Raw genomic sequence first — 21,563 nt, 5'->3', positions numbered from 1 at the left:
TAATCGTTATCTGTTAATTGTTATCCGTTTAAAATCAACGAATTACATTAAAGCAAATACTCTGAAATTTTTGCTCTGTCACTTAATTCCAATGTTTAACGTAAAAATAGGGCAACAAGGTACTAAAAAGCCTAAATAAAAAAAGCCATGCCTTAATCAAAGCATGGCTTTCCGACGTTTTCTTAACCTAAACTAAAATATCGTTGAAAGGGCGGGTTCGTTTTCCGACCCTTGTTTTTTGCTAGTTCTGACCCGAGTTGGCGCGGTTGCGGATGTCGTCGGTACTTGTGCTACGTTGGCGAGCTGCTTTCACGTTTTGATTTCCGAAACGATAGGTAAATGATACCCGTACTTGGCGGCTTTCCCAGCGAGAATATACTTTGAAATTCAAATCTTGGTATTTCACCGTTCCTGCAAAGCGGTTCAGGAAGAAAATATCGTTCACGTTTACGCGCAGAGAGGCTTTGCGGTTCCATAACGACTTGGCAAAACCAGCACTGATTTGTCCTTGTGCCTTGGCTTGTAAGAGGTTATATTGGGTTGGCGAGTTCCAAAAACCGCTCAATTCGGCCGTGTATCCTTTCGGTAAAGTGAAGTTGTTGGTCATAAATACCGTTGCTCCAAATTGCCCCAAGTCGAGGTCGGCACCGTAGTAGAACGAGCGGTAGCGGTTGTAAAACGCGCTGATGTTATTCTGCATTGTCCACCATTTTTTAACCGTCACAGGAATACTAAAGGTCAGGTTATAACTGTCTTGGTGGTCTAAGTTTTCGGTGGTTACGTAGGTCTTGTTTTCTGACGCAATTTGTTTCGGAATTTGGTCCGCAATCACGTCATTGATGCGACTGTATCCCAAGGAGGTTGAAAATGCCCCTTTGAAGACGTGGGTAATTTGGAACGAATTGGTAAACTGTGGACGCAAGTTCGGATTTCCTTGTTGGAACGTATAAGGGTCAAGGAAAAACTGGAACGGGTTCAAGTTGCGGTAATTGGGACGGTCGATACGGCGGCTGTACGAGACATTCAAGACGTTGTTGGTATCAAGCGAACGAGATACAAACACACTTGGGAACAAGTTGACGTAGTTGCGATCCACGACGTTGTTGAGCGTCACTGAGTTACCCTGCGAATGAGTATGCTCGGCGCGGAAGCCCAATTGTACCTGCGTTTTTTTGTTCAATGACGTGCTATAATTAAGATAAGCAGCATTGATGTTTTCTTTGTAAATGAACTGGTTAGAGCGAGTTGGATCAAGCGTCCAAACGTTATCTACTTGGGTTTCAAAACGCATGTCGTTGTCGGTATTCACAAAGCTACTTTTGGCACCTGTTTCTATTTTCCCTTTTTTTAGAGGGTGGATATAGTCAATTTTTGCACCCGCGATTTGAATGTTTGAAGGCATGATGTTTCGGAATACATCCTTGCTGGTGATTTCATCGCTAGGGGAGAAGTAGGTCGTACGTAAATCATTGCCAGAGTTGCCATTAAAAATTGAGTAATCAGCATCGGCAGTCAGCTCACGTCCTTTTCCTAAATCATGTTTAAGGTTGACGTTGGCCGTATAATTATCCAAACGGTTGTGGTTGTAAGTATCTGTTTCAAAACGGCTTGTTAGTGTTTGGTTTTTATCGCGGAAATCCGTTCTTGAAACACCATTCATTTTAAACTGGTTGAGAAAACCAGTTGCTAATACCCCGATGGTCGTTTTTTTGGTGACAAAAAAGTCAACCCCGCCCCGAAAACTCACATTTTGCGGATTTCCTACGCGTGGACTGTTTTGGTCCATGTACGTAACTTGGTCTTGAAATGCAATCGTACGGTCGATGTCTTGGGTATTTTGAAAGCGCCCGTGAAAGACACTTACGTTTCCAAACGCATTGTATTTGGCATTGCGGTAGTTGAGCCCCAGCGAGCCGTTTAGTTTCTCATAGCGGCCGTAGCCAGCACCCAACGTATAGTTTCCGTTCGTTCCAAAATTTTTGTTTTTCTTCAGCACAATGTTGATAAGACCCGTATTTCCAGCGGCATCGTACTTTGCAGGAGGGTTGGAGATAAGTTCAATTTTCTCAACGTTATCACTCGGCATCGACTGCAACATGTTCATCAAATCTTGCATCGAAATTTGTTGCAACTTCCCATCAATCATCACCATCACTCCTTGGCGACCTTTAAACTGGAGGCGGTCGTTTTGGCGGTCGATGGTCACACCTGGGGCTTTTTCAAGCACTTCGAGGGCGGTTCCACCCGCCGAACCAATGTTGTTTTCCACGTTGACAACCATGCGATCGACTTGTTGCTCTACAAATGGTTTTTTGGAAACTACCTTCACCTCTTGAAGCGTTTGGGTGTTTTCAGCAACGATAAGCGAGGGGACTTTCAGGCTAAGTTGGCCTTCTTTTAGTTCAAAAGGTGCAGAGAATGATTTCTGGAAACCTACCATGGTGGCCGAAATCAAATACCGACCAAGCGAAATGTTTTCAAATTCGTAAGTGCCAGATTCGCTCGAAATAGCCCCTTTGGCGAGGGTAGAGTCCTTGGCGTTAAGCAACAAAACCGTGGCGAAAGGAAGTGGTTTTGTTGCTGATTCTTTTACATCTCCCGTGATTTTTCCCTTTGAAGGAGACTGTGCAATCACATTGGAACAAAGCAAAACGAATGCTGCGATGAAGCTGCTAGAAGTTTTCATGGCTACTGTTTAAAATGGCTGTTATTAATTACCGCTTCAAAGGTATAGTACTGTGCATTGCAAGCTACCTTTTTTTACATAAGCGGTAGATTTTTTTAGATAAGCGGTTTTGGCTGTAAAAACTGCTTTTTTTGCTACAAAAGGCAGCAGTTAGGCAAAATCAATGCTCCTAACTACTGCCTTTTGTTTTACTTATTTCATGGATTGCTTTGCTTTCAACTTGCTGTTATGTCTATAAGATGCAATCTCAAGCAAGAAGGTTGCATCAACCGCAAAAAAAAATGAAAAAAATATTTAGAACGACTCCTCAATAAGTTCTCGATTTAAAACCGCCGCTGCCATCGAACCCTTAGCGACGGCATTGGCCACCGAACGAAAAGGGGAGGTGTTGTCACCAGCGGCCAGTATGCCAGGTTGGCTGGTTTGCAGCATTTCATTGACTTGAATATACCCTTGTGGCGTCAGTTCGCAGCCAAGTTGGGCAGGGAGATCAGTGTGTTGAACAAACGAGGGACGATAATAGACCGCCTGAACGGGTAGTTTTTCTTGATTTTTGAGTAAAAGGTGCTCAATCTGTCCATTTTGGTGTACAAACTCGTCGATTTCGCCTTCAATCATTTGAATGCCATTTTTAGCCAATTTCAAACGTTGTTCTGGACTCAAGGTTGACGGGCCGTTTGTACAGAGTGTCAACTCTTTGGTCCAATTAGAAATCATTTTTACGTATTCAAAACCTTCGTCGCCGTTGCCAATGACGGCCGTTGGGGTATTTTTTACCTCAAAACCGTGGCAATAGGGGCAGTGAATGACCGAAATACCCCAACACGCTGAAAGTCCTTTGAATGTCTCCAAGTTATCTTTGATACCCGTGGCAAACAAGAGTTTTTTAGCTCCGTAGGTTTCGCCACTTTGAAGAACGATTTCGAATCCGTTTTCACTTTTATGGGCTTGAACGGCAGTGCCTATTTTCCAGTCGATGGTGGAATAGGCAAGTACCTGTTGGCGTGCTTTCGCTAAAATAAGGAGGGGGGGCTCTCCATCTTGCGTCAGAAAGTTGTGAGAATGAGGTGTTTGGCGATTGCAAGGCAATTGATTATCAATGATAAGCACGTTTCGTAGCGCGCGGCCAAGGCCCATCGCCGCCGAAAGACCCGCAAAGCTACCGCCGATGATGATGACGTCGTGTGTTTGAAATGACATACTATGTGGAATAAGCAGGGAAGATTATATTTGCAACAATGATGCAAATATAGTGCTTTTTGTGAAGAAACCCCTATTCCCAGAATCCATAATACCGCCCCATCCAATACGCAAAAAGAAAGTAGGAACCACTGTCTTCGGTTTTGCCACCATCGCCCGAATCAAATTCTTTTGGGTTGGTGTTCCAGCGTGAGACACCGCTTTCGGGGGTAGGGATGGGCTCGGTGGATTGAAGACGGCGGAAACGGCTTATCAACGGGTCTTTGGGTAAATCCCAACGATGACTGTTTTCCATTCGCCAATTAATCAAGTCGAGCGGAAACTGCTGGATTTCTTCCAAAGCGATGGCTACATCACAATCTTTGCGCAGCATCACACTTGCCATTACGTTCCAGATAGGCATGTGGTCAGACTTAACGGCTTTCCAGCTTCGTTCGAGGCTTTTGAGGTAGAGTTCGCGATTGGGGTCTGCTTTTGTGTAATTGAGCAAACCATAATAAGGAAAAAAGTTCAGAATATCGTCAGAATGGCTGGTTTCAAACGGCCCAAAAACCTTGGCTTGCAGGGCATTTTTGGCATAACCGTGTTGATTTACCAAATAGTGATAGTGTTTTTCGTACTTTTCATCACCTGTAAAGTGGTAAGCGGTTTTGAGAAAAGACAAAATTTGTAACGAATTGAGTCCCCGTTCGTACATCCAATTGGGCGAATGATTGAGCGAATCGGGATGCCAAACTCCCCAACGGGTTGGCTTGCCGTCGAAGTCAATCAAGTGATAATTGTGGTCAATGATATGGTCAACGGTGCGTTTGATGAGCTGTTTCGTTCTTACTTTTTGTTCATCGTTGGCCACCAAATCATAAAATATAGGTAAGGCAAAAATATGACCTGTGATTTCGTCCGAACTGGTGTCGTCCAACCATTGCCACTGTCCGTCGGGCGAAGGGTGCCAGAGTTTTGGGTGTGGCGACCGCGACTGCGTAATGGGGTCAGTGGCTAAGGCATACGAACGGGCAGGATAACCCGAAATGCCCGAAACTTTTTCGAGTCGTTCTAGGGCTTCAAAGGTGCGAATGGCTCGGTTTTTTGCTGAAGAGTCGCCCGTAGAGGCATAATGAAAACATTCGGCGACCAAATAACAGGCCGTCCACAAGCCGTCGTTGTCTTCGTTGTTGAGGTAACTTGTCGAAATATCCCCCGCCACTTTTAGATGAGAATGGTTGACCAACCCACGGCGATTATGCCGTAGCGCAATCGTCTGTTCGATTCGTTTGGCTTTTTCTTCCAAGGTCATCGCTTGTTGCTGAATTTGGGCAATTCCTTGCGGCGTCGCTACCCAAACTGTCAGTGAGTCAACGACTAAAATGTCATTCACTTGGTTGTCGGGAAGCCAGCGTTTGCCGTGGTAGTATTGCCAGCGACTATCTTTTTTTATCAATCCTTTTTGAGTCCCGATCCAAAGCCCGTTTGCGAAAGGCGTAAGTACCGTAACAGGCCCGTAAGGAAGCCCGTCGGTGGCTCTAAGCACCCAATGATTCCCGTCGTTGGCAATACATCCCACCGACCAAGGACTACTATAAACCATGTCTTGCTCGTTGTTGTAATTGGTCAGGGCAAAATACATTTCTTTGTTGCCCACGGCCATGAGGCTTTCGTCGAGGTTAAACCATCGCCCATTGGTACGTCGCCAAAGCCCACGGTTGGTGGCGACGAAAAGTTGTCCTTGGGTGTCTTTGGCAATGCTATTTACACGGCTTCCTTTGTGTTGGGGCAAAGCCATCCATTGCCCATTCCAGCCCATTAGGCCGTTGTTGGTGCCCACCCAAAGTTGCTTAGGGGTTTCCCAAAAAAGAGTCAAGATGGTATCTGTTGCTGAAAGCGGCGGTTGGGTGATTTGTTTCTCTTTTTTTTCGGAATAAATGCCCCGAGCAGTCGCCATCCACACATTTCCATCGCTATCTAAGGAAGCGTTGGTCAATTCGATGGGTTGCCTTTGTCCCGTCCATTTCCCTGATTTGAACCGAAAAATACCCGTCGAAGTAACGCAGATTCGTTGGTCTTTCGACTGGAAAAGCTTTAACGTATTTTTTCCAGCCTCAGTAGGAAGCGCAATGTCGGTTTTTATGTCTTGGTAGTAGATAGCTGAGGGTTGGGCCGCGACGTAAAAAGCGGGGGTAAAAGCGATAAGAAAAGCTAGTAGAATAGGGGGCATTGTCCGAAGGTTAATGAAGTTTGTAGCTGATTATTATACGAACCTTGGGACGGTTTGGGCTACTAAGAGGGGGGCGTAAAGGGCGGATTTGGGATAAAAGAAGGGAGTATCCGCTTGGATACTCCCTTCGGCAATATGGCTAACTTATAACGGGTGGATAACAATGCTTATTTTTTGAAGAAAAACTTGCTAGGCGCAATTTCGGCCCTTACTGAATCAATGAGGGTACCGTTGGCTTTGTAGCGGAAAACGTAACCTGCTTGTTTGTAAGAGGGAACTAAACCTGCGTACAAATCGCCCGTTTGTGGGTCAACGGCCAAGCCACCACTAAATAGGCGATTGATAAAAGGTGTTTTGGCTTCAATGGCCGTACTTGTCGTGCTGAAACTGTAGGTTTCACCTTTTTGAACGTAGTTGTCTGCGGCATCATAAAACGAGAACGTATAGTAAATCGTGGCTTTGTCGGCACTCAACACAAACGAACTGGGCGATTTTGACGCGTTAGAAGCGGTGATTTTAAGCTTATTTTCTACCGTTTTTGAGCTGGTATTTATCTTTTGAAGCTCACCTCCTGCATATACCCAAAGTTTGCTGCTTGCGTCCACGCCAATGATGCTTGGATTGCGACCTACTTCAATTGTTTGTTTTACGGCATCCGTTGTGACGTCAATCACAGTTAAGACGGTTTTTCCCGAACCTGTGTTTCCGACATACACTTCATTTCCTACCAATGCCAGCGATTCGGCGCCGTTTTGGACGGCGATTTTTTTCGCAATCTTGTTCGATGTCAAATCCAACACCGCGATGTAGCCTGGGTTTTTGTAAAAATTAGAGAAATCGCCCGTTGCATCCCACGCACTGACGTACGCTTTTGTTTCGGAAACCTTGATGACAGTGCGCGGATTTTCAATTTCGGCAGAAGGAATCGTTGCTACGGTTTTAAAGGTGCGGGCGTTTACGATTTCGATGGCATCCTTGCCCGCCGTCGAATTATCGACCAGAATAATGCCTTTGTCATTTACTTCGGCGTAGCCACTCAAGCCTCCCGAAATAGAACGCATGTTTTCTTTTTGGAAAATATCAGTAACTGTGGTTTGACCAGTGCGTTGAATCAAGCTAAGTGTGCCGTTATTGTCTGAGAAATTTCCACTGTTGACAACAATCACGCCCGTGTCGTAGGGTTGTAAAGGTTCGGTTTCGTTTTTTTCACAAGAAGCAAAAATACTTACAGTAAAGAGTGCAACTAAAATGGAGTTGATTTTCATGAATTTATTTTTTTTGATTGAAAATGAAAATGACATTGAACGATACCGAGCGCATTGGCATCGCATTTTTCTTGAGATTGGGATATAGTGTGTTGGTCAAATTATTGCCTTGCAACTGAAAATGAAGCCGATGTTGCTTGAGTTTGTACTGGTAAGTTGCCCAAGCGTTCATCAGGTAATAACCAGGAAAGGGCCGTCCTGAATGGTCAAAGGTGATATAACGTGCTGAGTTATAGAGTTGCTGAACAGTAAATGACCAAGCTCCCGATGTGACGCCCAACGTGCCGCTGAGACTGTGCCGAGGGACGTAAATCAACTGTTTGCCCAAAATGTCTTGGGTATAAGGGCCGTAGGCTTTTTGTTGGGAAGTATGCGTCAAGGCGTATTGAAACTGTGCCGTTGCTTCCCAAGCAGCGGTGATGACCCGATGGCTGGTTTCGATTTCAATACCTTTGGCGAGTACCTGTTGTAAATTTTCGACTTTATAATTTTTGTCAGGATTCCAATACGTCCAGTTGTCAATCAAATTGTGAAACGCATTGATGCTGTATTGCTGATGGAAGTGTTCGGAAGTGCGCCGTTTCCAAACGGCGCCAATTTCTTTATTAAATCCAACTTCGGGTTGGAGGGCTGGGTTTCCGAGGTTGACCCAATAACGTTCGTTGAGGGTCGGAACGCGATAGCTGTAGGCGATATTGGTGGTAAGGTTGAGGCGGTCGGTGGGGGAGCTAAAAATGCGGTAATCAAGGCCAAACGAAGGGGTAAAAGGTGGATTGTAGCCGCTCACCAGCGCCTGACGAAGGTTGAGCGAACTAGAAAACCGCAGACTGTGCTGGTACCTAAGCAATAAATAAAAGTCGGCGCGGTTTTCGGTTTTTAGTTCTTTGCCGTAGCCATCCACTTGGGCTGCATAGTGAGTAACTTCCGAACCAACTTTGAGGTTTGTGCCTCTTTCACAGCTTTTAATCCACGAAAAATCATGCTCGACCCGAAATAAATAACGGTCAATGTCAGTATGACTAGGGTTTGTATTATCAGCCCTTCCATAGTCCAACACATCGTTGATATAAGCGGCCCTCAGGAGGGTTTTTCCAACGTTGTACGACAACACATACCGCTGCGCTTTGGTTTGAGTAATCTCTCTCAGGTTCAGACTGTTTGGTTGAATAGTGAGATTGTTTTCGGTAACCCAGGCGTTTAAACTGAACAGATTTCCGTTGGAATGAAGGGCGTAAATATCCTGAACAAACCCTTTTTGGAGCGTTTGCATGGGTTCAACGGGGTACTGAGCTCCTTTTCTATTTTGAATCGGCTCATTGCCAAAGTCGTTGCGAATGTCTGCTCCGTAGAAGAGTGTTTTTCCTGATAATTTCCAATTTTTAGCCACTGGATAATAAAACCTCAGCCCCGCTTGTCCTGCATAATTTTTGGAGCTTTCGGCGCTTACCCCCGCGATGGCTTGAAGCCCTGTTTGGTTAAACTTAGGAACTGAGCGAAGTAAAATACTACCACCAACGGCGTCAGTACCTACGCAACTTGCCGCCGAACCGTATTGAATCGTCATTTCATCGAAACCGCTCATCGGAAGGGTTGAAAAGTCTGACTGACCCAAAGAGGGGAAGTTGATATTTACGCCATTCCACAAGACAGCCGTGTGGCTGGATGAGGTACCTCGAAACGAAATCGTGGCAAGCTGACCTGCTCCGTAGCTTTTGAAAGCAATGGGTGACTGAAATTGCAAGAAATTGGCGAGGGTTGTAAAGCGATTTTGGGCAAGCTGCGTGGAGTCAATGTCTTTGACTTTTTGCCCAATCATAAATCGCTCGGGTTTAACCGCCGTGACGGTTACTTCACAGAGTGTTTGCTCTTTTTGGGAATAACAGTTGGGACTGAATCCTGCCAAAGCAATACCAAGCACAGAGACGAGTACAGTAGAAGTACGTCTGACCATTTTTTAAAAATAAGTATGAAAAAAAAGCACTCAACTGTTCTCATCCTCCGTAAGAACACAATCAAGGATAATCAATGGCAGGTCTCCTGGCTTGTTTCTTGTTTTCAGACCTTCCCGCCCCAAAAGGGCAGTGGCAAAGCAGAGTGAAAACAAACGAACGAAACTTACAGTTGCGGGGACAGCGTCGGTATTGCACCGACTTCCCTATTAAGCTTGGGTCAAAAAGGGTATTTTTGACTAGCACCATAAACTGGGGGCAAAAGTAGTAAAAAAAAGGGATTACTAAAATCCCTTTTTACATCAGCTGTGAAGAAGCATCTCGCAAGAGACCCCTTCTTGTTTCAAGGCTTGGATAATTTCATCGGGTTGTAAATCGTCGGTTTTAATAGTAAGAATGTGGTTCTGTTCCACTAAATCGACACTAAAATGACAATACTTTCCCCGAAGGCACTCCAAACCACAAGTCGCTTTCAAGAGCCGAAAGGGACAGTCGATGTTGGTGCGGAAGTGCAGCGTTTTCATAGCAGCGTTAGTTGTTGGGAAGTGACGCAATCATTTTTTCCAGTTGGAGTTTGGCACAGGCAAAGTCCAATAATTCACCTAAATAATAAAGGTCATTGAGCGAGACGGTGACGCAGCTATGTTCGCTTAATTGTAGAAAAGGAATGCTACGTAATTTGGGGTCAATGCCCATTGCTAAATGATGAGCATAACAACTGTGGGTATCTTGTACCAGTTTATAAAATTCGGTGACAGTACGGCTGAAGACCAAAATCCCAAATCCAATGGTGATTTGTTTGCAGTGGATACACTGAAGCACGTAGCCCAGTTTATCGTCTAGGTGAAGGGTTTTAAATTCGCACATGCCTGTAAATGAGTTATTTTTAAAAATAAATTTAGACTAATTATAAATAAATAGGCAAAAAAAATAGCTTCAATTATTGTTCTGATAGCCCGAATGCGCTAAGATTTCGTTGGCATCTGATAAAAGCAGTGCTTCGTTATAAAAATTGCTCATGGGGGTTTGAACAATGATTTCTTTGCCGTGTGAACTAGGTCAGACGATAGTCAGACCGTAAAAATGGGTCTAATAATATGGTAAAAAATCTGATGTGTGTGTTGTGGTCTGACAATCGTCTGACGACAATTCATGGTTGTTTTAGGAGAATGGGCTGGTTGTGAGCAACCAGCCACACAATTGTTTAAATAACTTCTACTTTCGCCGATTTTACAGCTGTTCTTTCTTTCTTTTTTCTTCGCCCCCACCAAACCATAAAGCCTGTAATGGGCAAACTGGTGGCTACGACAGAAAGTAAAAAAGCCAGTACTTTTCCCGCAAAACCTAAAATGCCCCCCGTATGAATATCGTAGGTCATTCGGATTAATTTATCGGCAACATTTGCGTCTTTTAGTCTTCCATAGACGTGATCAACCGAGATTTCTTTTAAGGTGTATTGGTCAAAATAACGGTAGTCGATGCTCCAATAAACCCCATCTTTTTTATTTACGTTGGCCCCAATGGTGGAAGAATCAGATTCGATGGCGTGAACTTCGAGCGAAACTGCATCAGGGTGTTCGGCTTTCATTTTTTCCCAAATCAAATCGGTGACGGGTTTTTTAAAGTTGGTTTGAATGGGTTTTTGTGAGACTGGTTCGGTAAACAACAAGTTTTTTTCCCCTCCCGTGGCGTTATAAATGAGATAAGTAAACCATTGGATACCAAAAAATATACCCGTAACCGCGATAATGAGTAACAAAGCAGAGCTATAAAACCCTAAAATGTTGTGTAAATCATAGTTTTTGCGTTTCCATTGCGTCGCATCCTTCCAGCGAAACCAGAAGCGTTGTTTCGCCGCTGCTTTGTTTTTAGGCCACCAAAGGACGATACCTGTAATGAGCAAAATCACAAAAATAAGGGTAGCATAAGAGGTAATGGGTTGTCCAATTTCGGGAGGAAGCCACAGGTAATAGTGGCCATCTAATACCCAATGGAAAAAAGTCTCTTCCATGTTTTGGACGTGTAGCACCTCGGCAGTATAAGGGTTGTGATAAACAATGTAATAGTGTTCGTTGGGGGCAAAATCAAAAAAAATAGCTTCGACACTGCGCCCTTTTGCGGGGTAATTGATGGCGTGCAAATGGGCTTTGGGTAAGGTTTTACGGGCAACTGCCTCAAAGGCCGAGGGGGGAAGTATGGCTTTGTTTTCCACTTTTGAAAAGCGAAAGTCTTGGAGTGCATCCTGAATTTCTTGCTGAAAGGCGTACAGGCAGCCCGTAAGGCTTACTACAAACACGACAAACCCCGACAAAAGCCCGAGCCAGAGGTGAATGAAGCCAATGATTTTTTTGAAGTTCATTTTTTGATAATTTATATCATACCTAACTGTGTTCCACTTCCCTGAGTAGGAGAGGTGGAACACAGAAAAAAACTAAAACTTATAGTTAATGCTCAAGCGGGCATTTCTTAGGGCTTCCACTTGTGAGTAATAGCTTGAGCTCCAAGGATAATAGGCACCTCCCGTGATGAGGTACTTATTGAAAATGTTGTTTACGTTTAAGGCAATCCCAAACTTGTGTAGTTGGTACGAAATAGCTCCGTCAAAGCGCGTGTAGTTGGGCATAGATGGGTCAACGTCAGGATTGTAAATTCCGTACCAGTTGGTTCTTCCGCTGGTATTCTGAACTCCTAATGAAAGTCCTAATCCTGACACTTTCCCAGATTGTACGCGGTAGCTCAGCCAAGCGTTGGCAATGTGCTTGTCGGTGCCAGGCACTTGCTTATTGACTTGTTTGTTGTCGGTATCTTTGGTGATTTTAGCGTCGGTAAGGGCATAATTCATCGTAATGTCTAAGCCCGATACAATTTGTCCGCGGAGGTCGAGTTCTATTCCCTGCGTTTGGGTTTGTCCCAACTGAATTGAGAAAAACTGGTGGTTAGGGTCTGCGGTTAAAACGTTATTTTTGGTGATTCGATACACACTCGCTGAGGCATTCCAGCGGCCATCAAGCCACTCTTTTTTGATTCCAACTTCTTTGTTGTTGCCAACGATAGGGTCAAATTTTTTCCCTTCAAACGTACCTCCCGCTTGCGGAATAAACGACTCATCATAGACCGCATACACGCTTGTGCTTTTGTTGATGGAATAACTAAGGCCAAAGCGCGGCGTAAACTTGCCCGATTTTACGGTGCCAGAGTAAGGGTCAATGTCGTTGGTGGAGGTATAGCGGCCTGCCAACGTGACGCGAAGTTTATCGTTGGCCAAACGAATTTCATCTTGGGCGTACAGCGCGGTATAAACATTATTGTAATGAACGCCACGCTCGCGGATACCCAAACTACGGTCGTAAACGGCGTAATTTTTGGCAGGAATTTGTCCGTAAACAGGCTTATAGACATTCAAGTCTCCCACAATCCCTCCTTGACTCCAATCGTGGTAAAAATCCTTGTTGCCCATGTCGATGCCCGTCAAAATGCGGTGCTTGATTCCTCCCGTTTGTACATCACCGTTGACAAAAAACTGTCCTACTTTGGTTTGCCCCAAAATATCCCAAATGCTTGACGTTCTTTTTAGCGTGTCGCCGCTGAACCCTGATGCCCAGAGGCTTTCGCCTACTTGGTCGAAGTGTAAATACGCTACCTGACCCGTAAATTTCCAGTTGGCATTGATGCTGTGCGAAAGGGTGATAAATAGCGACTGGTCTTTGATGTTAGTGGTTCTCATGTTGGGTTCCAACATCGTAAAATCGTGTGGCAAGTCGCTAATTCCTTTAGGAGAAAAGGCGTAGGCCGAACCAATCGGAGACATACCGACTCCTTGAAGGGTATATTCGGCCGTTAGAGAGGTGGTAGGGTTGATTTGAAACTTAATGACGGGAGCGATTGACACACGGTTGTTGAACTCGTAATTGCGGTGCGTACCTTTCATTTGTCCCATCAAATTGAGACGATAAAGAACCTTGCCATCTTTACTTAATTTTCCATCAAAATCCATTGAACTACGGTACGTTCCAAAACTTCCGACCGTCATCGTAGCTTCTGCTTTGGTCATACCCGTTGGCTTTTTGGTAACTACATTGTAAAAACCGCTCGGTTCGCCGCTGGCCAACATAAACCCTGCGGGGCCTTTGACAATCTCGATTCGCTCTACCATGCTCATGTCTTCGGTAAGTGGCCCCCAAACTTCGGTGACGTTCATTCCGTTTCGGAAAGCAGCAATGCGTGAGCCGCGCATCGAAATACGCGCATACGTTTCCCAGTGTTCAGAGCGGGCAGCTCCGCTGACATTACGCGTTACGCCCTCCGACATGTCAAAAATTTGTTGGTCTTTCAACGTTTGGGCCGTTACCACCTGAATATTTTGGGGAAGTTCCAACAAAGGCGTTTTGAGTCGCAGTGAGATGGATGGATAATCAGAAACGTATTTGCTCGGATTGGCCGTAACCAGCACTTCTTGAAGCTGTTGGCTATTGGCGGCGAGTTCTACGTTTTCTTCCAGTACTTGTCCTGCGGTAAGGGAGATTTTTTTAGACAGGGGAGTTAAACCAACAAAACTTGCTTGCAAAGTGTAATTGCCTGGTTTGATGTTGGTCAACTCATAGTTACCTTCCGCATCAGCGACTACCCCTTTGTTTGTTCCTTTCAAAATGACGTTAACAAACTCGGCTGCCTTGCCGTCGGTGGTAGTAACGCGGCCTTTGAGGGTGGCGTTTTGTGACCAAGCAAAGGTACTTATCAATACAAAAACAAGAACTAATCTTGAGGTGAGTTGTAATGTGTGGGGAAGAGAAATTTTCATTTTATGTGGTTAATTAATTAAAATTCTACAAAGAAGTCAGACGATAGTTAGGTATTGTGATACAGTCAGACGGAAGCCAAACGATAGCCAGATTTCGGGTCTAATTATCGTCTGACCCGAACGCTTATTTTTTCTTGACAAGGGCATATTCAAAGACAGGTTTGCCACGTTCTCCGCCGTCGCTGGCCAAGCCCATGCTAATGAAGCGTACTTTGTAATAGTTGCCTGCAGGGTCTTTGACGACGTAAAAACGGTCTTTGCGAATACCCGCCGTAGTGCCCGGGGCGGTATTGCGCCATTTGCTGCCGATGGCGTCGCGGGTTTTGAGGAAGATCAAACCTGTTAGATTACTTTCGCCAAAAGCCTCGTAAGTAGTGGCAGAAGTGAGAATTTCGGCTGCTTCGGCACCTGCGGCGTAGTTGAGCGAAATGAAATCTTGGAACCAATACGGCGTAGCAGGAACGGTGCCTGCGTTGGAGGTGCTGTAGCCCCACTGAATGTCCCAACTCGCTTTTCGAGGTTCGGCGCTTACCAATTTGGCCGTTTCGAGCGATAAGAAAGAGAAGTTGTAATCGGCGTTTTTAGGTATATCAATGGTCTGAATCGTCGTTTCGCCAATGCGCGCGAACTGTACTTTATAGCCTTCTCCGTTGCGGTTTACTTTTACTTTGTACCACTGATTTTTGGCTTTACTTCCTTCAAAACTAACCAAATACACTTTGTTTTGGGATTCAGTAGCCGATACTTCAGCAAAGGATGTTTTGGTTAAATCACCATCCCAATAGTCACACAACGCCAATGAACCTTCGGCCCCAGGTGCAAAGTTTAAGTCTAAGACAGAAGCCGTGTCGGCCAAGGTGACGGTAGTAATGTCCGTTTTGGCCGTGGCAGCAGCGGAGGTTTGGTAGCTGTGATTGAGAATGACACGGAACTGTCCACCTTGGTAAAACCCTAAATTCCAACTTTTACGGGCTGAAAGGGTCGTAGCATTGGCGCTGAGGTCGATATAGACGTTGTTGGCATAATTCGATTCGGCCGTTTTTCCCTCGGCAGTTAGTTGGCTTCCCGTGGAGGTAATGGCGGCAAAGCTTAGTTTCAGTTCGGTGTTTAAGCCCATCAAAAGGGGTGTTCCTACCGATGTGATTTTGAGCGCCAAGCTTTCATCACCATTCAAAAACACATTGGCTTTCTTTTTTACTTTGATCGTAACCCCTGACTGCCCCGCTGGGATGGTGGCCGAAATGACATTATTACTTGCCGCAGGTTCGGTCGTAAATTCTTTGTCGTACGTCAACAACGTGGGCGTTAGCTGAATACTTACGGGCACTGCCGCGTCGGCAGCGCGACTGAGCGCAATTTGAATACTTGCTTCGTCTCCTTCGAGTCCTTGAGCGGTGGTGGTAAACGAGGCGAGGTTATCGGGTAATTCTACCTTTTGTTCACAGGCAGTAAAAGCCCAAATGCTGGTGGTAACGAATAAGGTGCAGAGTATTTTTTTCATTTTGATAAAAGTTTATTTATTGTTTTTAGTTGGAGTCAGACGATAGTCAGACTTCAGATTGGTGGACGATTGCGTGAGTGTAAAGTGGGTCTGACTATCGTCTGACCCGCACTCGTATCGTCAGACCCGAACTCATTTAGACAATTGGGCGGTCAGTCCCACAAAAAATGACCTGCCATACGCCATGGGAACTGAGACCCCTGAACTATGCCCTGCGCCTGTATTGACGGCAGAATTGGCCAAGCGAGTGACGTTGAAGAGGTTTTTTACCCCTCCCACAAGCGTATAGTTTTTGAAAAAGACTTTGTTTAACGTAACATCGGCCATGTGAAAAGCGGCCGTTTCGGCAAGGCTGGCGATGGTGCCATTCTCGGTACTGACTGCCTGATAGGTGGGTAGTTTTCCCGTGTATTTGTAATAAAAACTTAGGCTGGTTGCTATTTGGGGAATCGTATAGCGGAGGTTGGTATTGACCTCGTTGGACCAAACAAAAGCTGGAGATGAAACCGATTCTGAAACGCTGTTGTAACGGCCAATGTGTGAGAAGCCAAGACTACCTTGCAAGTTTTTCCAGAAAAGCGTGTTGTTGAACGTGAATCCTGTGGTTTTGAAGGTATCAATGTTCAGGTAAGTCGAAATCGCTGGGTTGGTTGGGTCAGTGCCAATCGAAATGAGGTTGTTGAAGTGATTGTAAAAACCACCCAACGTGCTGTTGAGCCGCAAGGCAGGTTTCTCAATCACTTGGTAAGACAAGAAGGCATTGAAACTATCAGAGTCTTCCGCTTTTAAATTGGTATTGCCTCTAATGGAATGACTTGCGTCAAAAAAAGTAAAGTACAATTCGCGCAAGGCAGGCGAACGAAACCCTCGGGCGTAGGCCAACCGCAGGTCAAGACCATCGGTTAAAATAAACTTGGTATTGATGGACGGAATGACGGGCGGGGCATCGTACACGGAGTTTTTGAGAAACCGAAGCCCTGGACGAACGTTGATTTTTTTGCCAATTTTAAACTCAGACGAAACAAAATAAGCAAACTCGTTGATGTGTGGCGTGCCTTGGATACGCTCCCCTGCGCTGGAATTGAGGTTCATTTCAAACCCATGCTGGAGCGAAATGTGGCTCGAAAACCGATGCTGTGCCGTCAGTCGGGCAAAGGTAGTTTTGAACGTTGACTTATCCTGTGACCCACTCAGGTTGAGGGTGCGTCGCTCGCGAACAAGGTCATAGTCCGTGGTTTCGGTTTGGCGGCTGTAATCCGTAAACGATACAGCAGCAGTAAGGCCTGTTTTGTCATTGACTTGGTACTCACCTTGCGCCTGATGAAACCAACGGTAGGTGACATAAAACTGGTCAGTAGCCGATAGGTTTTTGGTTTGGGTATTGATGTAAGTATCACCCAGGCTTTTGAGGGTTTCGGACGTACCATTGAAACGATACCAAACGTTTACTTTTTGAGTTCGGTAGGCGATTCCCGCCGTTGAAAGGTACTGCTCTTTGGGTAACCATTCTTTTTTACGGCCTGTGTTGGCTCCTTGCCATCCGCCGAAGAAGTTGCGTGAAAAATTGCCTGATACCTGCCAGCTTTTTTTTTGCCAAGCCACGCCCAGAAATTCATTGTGCGTACCCTCGCCCGCAAAGGGTTGGTAATCGCGCCCCGTCGTTTCTTCTTGCACACGAGTGGTTAGGGTCAGGTTGGCTTTTTCATCTCCTTTTTTGGTAATGATATTGATGACGCCCGCCAGCGCATCTGAGCCATACGAAACAGACATGGGACCTTCGACAATCTCAATTCGGTCGATGATGTTGATGTCGATTTGCCCCAAACTCTCACGGGTAGAACCACGGTCAATCATCGGTACACCGTCTAATAAAATTTTGACATTTTGCCCCGACATTCCCATCAGCTGAACATCGGTCGTTCCTAAAGTCAGGTCGTTAGAAAAACGCATTCCGAGTTCGGTATTCAGGACGCTTTGGATGTTGGTTGCTCCACGTAGGCGAATTTGTTCGTTAGAAATAGTACGGATTTGATACACTGAATTGCGTACCGACTGTGGGCCAAATTGCCCTGTCACAACCACCGCATCCAGTTGATTGGTCGAAGGAGTTAGCAAAATTTCCCCCAAAGCGATTGAAACGTTTTCTACGTTTACTTCTTTTTGAACCGTGGCCAAACCCACAAAGCGAATACTAATCGTATGTTTTCCTTGGGGGAGCGCAAGTTCAAATTGGCCTTTGGCATCCGTCACCGTTCCCCAAAAAGTAGAAGGTACAGCAACGGTAGCACCAGCGATAGGCCCAGAGGCATCTTTGACCGTACCAAACACTTTTCCTTGGGGTGTTTGACAAAATGCTGACGCATTGACCCACCAAAAAAGTCCAACCAATAGGTATTTCATGGAGCTCATCATTTGAATGAAAGTAACACGACGAAAAGAAGGATAGGAGCAAAACCAGCGGCAATGAGCCATTTTCCACGCCCACTGAGTCCATGTTTGCCTTTCAGGATAAAAAGACCCGTCAACGTTATCAAAATGAGCAAAACGGCAAAGACATCGGAAGCCCATTTCCAGCCGTGGAGGCTATTGCGGTGAATGGCGTTGACTTCGTAAAAAAGTGGGCGCTTGGAAATGTGCTCGTACAATCCTTTTCGGCTCGTGAAATTGAGGTGAAAAGAGGCGTCTTTGTAATAAATTTTGAGCTGATCTTTGGTGGGAGAGTCCACGTATTTGTGGCGACTTTCTCCAACCATTTTGGCAAACTCAGCAATTTCTTTTTTACCAATTTTGCCCATCTGGTAGTTGGTAGGAATGACCAACTCACGTTTTGTCAAAATAAAATCAGGATTCCAATCATCGACGTGATTCAGCGCAATGCCCGACAAACAATAGACAATAATCAAAGCCGAAAAAAAATAGCCTAAATCACGGTGCGTGGCGATGTTGAGCCGCCGAAGCGCCTTTTTTGACCAGTCCATTGTCACTTAGCTTTTTTTGATTTTACCTACAAACTCATTGGCGACGGTAATAACCCAATGCTGAATGTCAGGGTCGGGGAGGATGGCATCAGGCTTGTAAGAAACCTTTTTTTCACTGTTAGCCACTTTATCGATGCCACCTCCGATGATTTTAAGCTGAAAGTCTTCGTCGTGCGCAACCAACACAGGAATGACGACGGCCTTCTCTTTTTTCTTTAAGACTTCATTTACTGCCTTGGTGGTTTCGGCAGGATTGTAGTGAGCAATGTGCCCGCACCAGCCGTGGCTATGTTCGCTGATGCCAATTTCTTGTTTTACGTGCGTGGCAACTTGGTTAAACAACTCCGTCCATTCTTTGTCGTAGGTTTCGTCGCCGTAGCCAATCAACACAAGTCCTTCGTGGGGAGCATCTTTTGAAAGTTCTTTTGCCCTGCGCAATACGTTTCTTTTTAATACGTCGGTAAAGTCTAAGTTGGGGGTAATGTGGATGGCTGCTTTGGGAATATAACGCTCAATTTTCTCCAGTTTCAGGGCTTCCATGGAGGCTTTATCTTCTTTTTGTCCCATGATGGTCGGCAGGTCTTCAAAAGTATGCGGGCTCACAGTCAAGAAAATTGGAACCACAACCACATCGGTAAAGCCCTCTTTATCAAATTCTTTGAGACGCGTGGCAATCGACGGCTCGGTGTATTCCATGAAGGCCGTTTTAATGCCTTTCACATCGCCAGATGCCAATACAGAATCAGTTACATTTTTTTCTAAACGCACCAATTCATTGCGCCAAGTCTCCGAACGAGAGCCGTGATTGACCAACAATACCCCGATTTTCTTTTCAGAAGTAGTGGTTTCGTTTGATGCCTTCTCGCTGCTTGAACAGGCTTGAAGAAAAAGTACCAGTGCCGCAATGACACCCAATGTCCATGTAAGAGGAAATGATTTCATTTTAATTTAAACTAATTATAAATAGTGGTGCAAAAAAATTAATTCACATTCTTGGTAATTCGGTTTTTGCAAAGCTCCTCCGTACAGTGGCCGTAAAGCACCAAAGAGTGATAAGCAATGTCGGTAGAAAACCAATCGCTGACGGTTTTTTCGATGGTATGGATTCGTGGGTCGCAAAATTCTTTGACAAACCCACAATCCAAACAAAGAATATGGTCGTGCTGGCCGCTCCCAACGGTTCGTTCATAGTGAGAAGCCGCTTGTCCGCCAAACTGATGTTTTTTGATGAGCCCAGCTTCCACAAATAATTCTAAGGTATTATAAACGGTTGCCATGCTCAGATGAAAACCCTTTTGAATGAGGGTTTCGCGTAACTCACTGGCATCGAAGTGATGGTGGTCGTTTTTTGCATAGATTTCCTCTAAAATGGTGTAACGCTCTTGGGTACGGCGATACCCTTTTACTTCTAAAAATTGATTAAGACGGAGCGTAACGGCTTCAATGTGAGGATTCTTATTCATCTTGTGCAAGGCTTGCTTTGAGCTTACTACAACAGTAATTTTATTTAGAATAATTCTAATTTTTTGCAAACATACGTATTTGTTTAGAATAAATCCAAATTAAAGTTAAAGAATTGACTACTGATTTTTGTCAGTATGTTTGAAAATTAACGAAGGCCATCCAGAAAGGCTTGGTATTCGTCGGGCGTATCGAGGTCGATGCTGCCAGCTTCAAACTGAAGGATATGCGCTTCGTCAAGGTGGTTCATAAGCACAGGCTTGGCACCTTTGTCGCCTTTGAGATTTAAAAGTTCTTCAAAAAGCGTCCGATCAAATAAAGCAGGCACGCCCAGTTGCTCGCCATATTTACAAGCAATGAGCCGTGGTTTTTTGGTGGTATAAATTTCAATCATCCGTTCTAACAACGAAACCGAAAGGTAAGGCTGGTCGCAGACAAGAATGATAACGGCTTCAATTTCTTTGTAAGTCATATAGACGCCCGCAAGTCCCATTTTTACCGACGACGACATGCCTTCGTGCCACATGGGGTTGTCGATGATGGTGAGGGGTAAATCAACAATTTCGGGGGCAATTTGCGGTTTATTGGCACCAATGACCATCACCACGGGGTAACAGTCGGTAGCGAGGGCGATTTCAGCGGTGCGATGGATTAGACTCTTGCCCTCAATTTGGAGCAATTGTTTTGGAGAACCCATTCGTTTTGATTCTCCCGCGGCGAGGATAATAATACCTATTTTATTCAAGGGAAGTATAAGTTAGTTCAAAAGTTCGTTCCATTCGTAGCCCACTTCGGTCAAAAAAAGCCCGCAAGCAGGTGCCTGAGCAGCGGCATTTTTACGGTTTTTGGAAATAATAATTTGTTCAAATTGCTCAATACTCATTCGGCCACGCCCTACTTCAAGCAGCGTTCCTACGATGGCACGCACCATGCCACGCAAAAAGCGATTGGCTTTGATGTGAAAAGTGATGCCCAAGGCGGTCGGTTCCCAGTAGGCAAAGGCAATCTGGCAAATGAATGTCTTTACGTCGGTGTGGATTTTACTAAAGCACTCAAAATCTTCGTATTGTAGAAGAAGCTTTGCCGCTTCGTTCATTTTTTGTACATCCAAAATGGGCCGATACGTGTGTGCCAAATCCACCAAAAATGGATTACGCTGATACACGATTCGGTACTGATAACAACGGTGCGTCGCCGCAAACCTCGAATGAACATCGTCTTTGACCAAGGTCAGGTTTTTAACCGCAATGGAGTTGGGCAAGACACTGTTGATGCCGTGGATAAGTCGATCGGGGGCGGGGAGGGGCTCGGGCACGTCAAAGTGGGCAAATTGTTGTTCGGCATGAACGCCCGCATCGGTGCGGCTGCTGCCAATAATTTCGAGTGGCTGCCGCAAAATAACCCCAAACGCCCGTTCGAGTTCTTCCTGAATGGTGGGAGCATTGGGTTGCTTTTGCCACCCGTGAAAGTCCGTCCCTCGGTAATTAAGTTCCAAAAAATAACGCATGGCGCA

Annotated in this window: 16 protein-coding genes and 1 riboswitch; all 16 genes read right to left on the bottom strand. The window is 45.2% G+C overall.

All coding sequences use genetic code 11. The annotated features are described in order from the left end of the window. Positions 1-241: 241 nt before the first annotated feature. Positions 242-2,686 carry an outer membrane beta-barrel family protein gene (locus tag FHS57_RS10165; RefSeq protein ID WP_183973108.1) on the bottom strand — a complete coding sequence of 815 codons (2,445 nt, stop codon included), beginning with the start codon at positions 2,684-2,686 and terminating at the stop codon, positions 242-244. 294 nt (positions 2,687-2,980) lie between these two features. After that, a complete protein-coding gene (locus FHS57_RS10160; RefSeq protein WP_183973106.1) occupies positions 2,981-3,886 on the bottom strand; it encodes an NAD(P)/FAD-dependent oxidoreductase in 906 nt (301 codons plus the stop codon). 73 nt (positions 3,887-3,959) lie between these two features. Continuing rightward, on the bottom strand, positions 3,960-6,098 hold the full coding sequence (locus FHS57_RS10155) for a ligand-binding sensor domain-containing protein (RefSeq protein WP_183973104.1): 2,139 nt from the start codon (positions 6,096-6,098) through the stop codon (positions 3,960-3,962). Positions 6,099-6,265: 167 nt separating this feature from the next. Beyond that, the gene (locus tag FHS57_RS10150) at positions 6,266-7,363 is read right to left on the bottom strand and encodes a YncE family protein (RefSeq protein WP_183973102.1); all 1,098 of its coding nucleotides are present in this window, start codon (positions 7,361-7,363) and stop codon (positions 6,266-6,268) included. 4 nt (positions 7,364-7,367) lie between these two features. Further along, positions 7,368-9,314: a TonB-dependent receptor plug domain-containing protein gene (locus FHS57_RS10145; protein ID WP_183973100.1), complete on the bottom strand. Its 1,947-nt coding sequence runs from the start codon at positions 9,312-9,314 to the stop codon at positions 7,368-7,370. 59 nt (positions 9,315-9,373) lie between these two features. Next, positions 9,374-9,577: riboswitch (cobalamin riboswitch) on the bottom strand. A gap of 37 nt (positions 9,578-9,614) precedes the next feature. Further along, complete coding sequence (locus FHS57_RS10140) at positions 9,615-9,836, bottom strand: hypothetical protein (protein ID WP_183973098.1); 222 nt, start codon at positions 9,834-9,836, stop codon at positions 9,615-9,617. A gap of 7 nt (positions 9,837-9,843) precedes the next feature. After that, a complete protein-coding gene (locus FHS57_RS10135; protein ID WP_183973096.1) occupies positions 9,844-10,179 on the bottom strand; it encodes a hypothetical protein in 336 nt (111 codons plus the stop codon). Positions 10,180-10,516: 337 nt separating this feature from the next. After that, complete coding sequence (locus FHS57_RS10130; protein WP_183973094.1) at positions 10,517-11,671, bottom strand: PepSY-associated TM helix domain-containing protein; 1,155 nt, start codon at positions 11,669-11,671, stop codon at positions 10,517-10,519. 72 nt (positions 11,672-11,743) lie between these two features. Then, the gene (locus FHS57_RS10125; protein WP_183973092.1) at positions 11,744-14,110 is read right to left on the bottom strand and encodes a TonB-dependent receptor; all 2,367 of its coding nucleotides are present in this window, start codon (positions 14,108-14,110) and stop codon (positions 11,744-11,746) included. A 124-nt stretch (positions 14,111-14,234) separates the two neighbouring features. Then, positions 14,235-15,611 (bottom strand): HmuY family protein, encoded by a 1,377-nt coding sequence (locus FHS57_RS10120; RefSeq protein ID WP_183973090.1) that lies wholly within the window; start codon positions 15,609-15,611, stop codon positions 14,235-14,237. Positions 15,612-15,743: 132 nt separating this feature from the next. Then, positions 15,744-18,011 carry a TonB-dependent receptor gene (locus FHS57_RS10115; protein ID WP_183973088.1) on the bottom strand — a complete coding sequence of 756 codons (2,268 nt, stop codon included), beginning with the start codon at positions 18,009-18,011 and terminating at the stop codon, positions 15,744-15,746. 8 nt (positions 18,012-18,019) lie between these two features. Continuing rightward, entirely contained in the window at positions 18,020-18,589 is a 570-nt protein-coding gene (locus FHS57_RS10110; protein ID WP_183973086.1) for a PepSY-associated TM helix domain-containing protein, read from the bottom strand. A 6-nt stretch (positions 18,590-18,595) separates the two neighbouring features. Further along, complete coding sequence (locus FHS57_RS10105; protein WP_183973085.1) at positions 18,596-19,531, bottom strand: sirohydrochlorin chelatase; 936 nt, start codon at positions 19,529-19,531, stop codon at positions 18,596-18,598. Between the two features lie 38 nt (positions 19,532-19,569). Next, positions 19,570-20,052 carry a Fur family transcriptional regulator gene (locus tag FHS57_RS10100; RefSeq protein ID WP_183973082.1) on the bottom strand — a complete coding sequence of 161 codons (483 nt, stop codon included), beginning with the start codon at positions 20,050-20,052 and terminating at the stop codon, positions 19,570-19,572. A gap of 146 nt (positions 20,053-20,198) precedes the next feature. Continuing rightward, on the bottom strand, positions 20,199-20,795 hold the full coding sequence (locus tag FHS57_RS10095) for a nucleotidyltransferase family protein (protein ID WP_183973080.1): 597 nt from the start codon (positions 20,793-20,795) through the stop codon (positions 20,199-20,201). Between the two features lie 12 nt (positions 20,796-20,807). Then, positions 20,808-21,557 (bottom strand): tRNA pseudouridine(38-40) synthase TruA, encoded by a 750-nt coding sequence (gene truA, locus FHS57_RS10090; protein ID WP_183973078.1) that lies wholly within the window; start codon positions 21,555-21,557, stop codon positions 20,808-20,810. Positions 21,558-21,563: the final 6 nt, after the last annotated feature.

It is taken from the genome of Runella defluvii (assembly GCF_014195535.1).
Classification (GTDB): Bacteria; Bacteroidota; Bacteroidia; order Cytophagales; family Spirosomataceae; genus Runella; species Runella defluvii.
The sequence above is the reverse complement of the archived record's forward strand: the minus strand, read 5'-3'. Positions and strand labels throughout refer to the sequence as shown.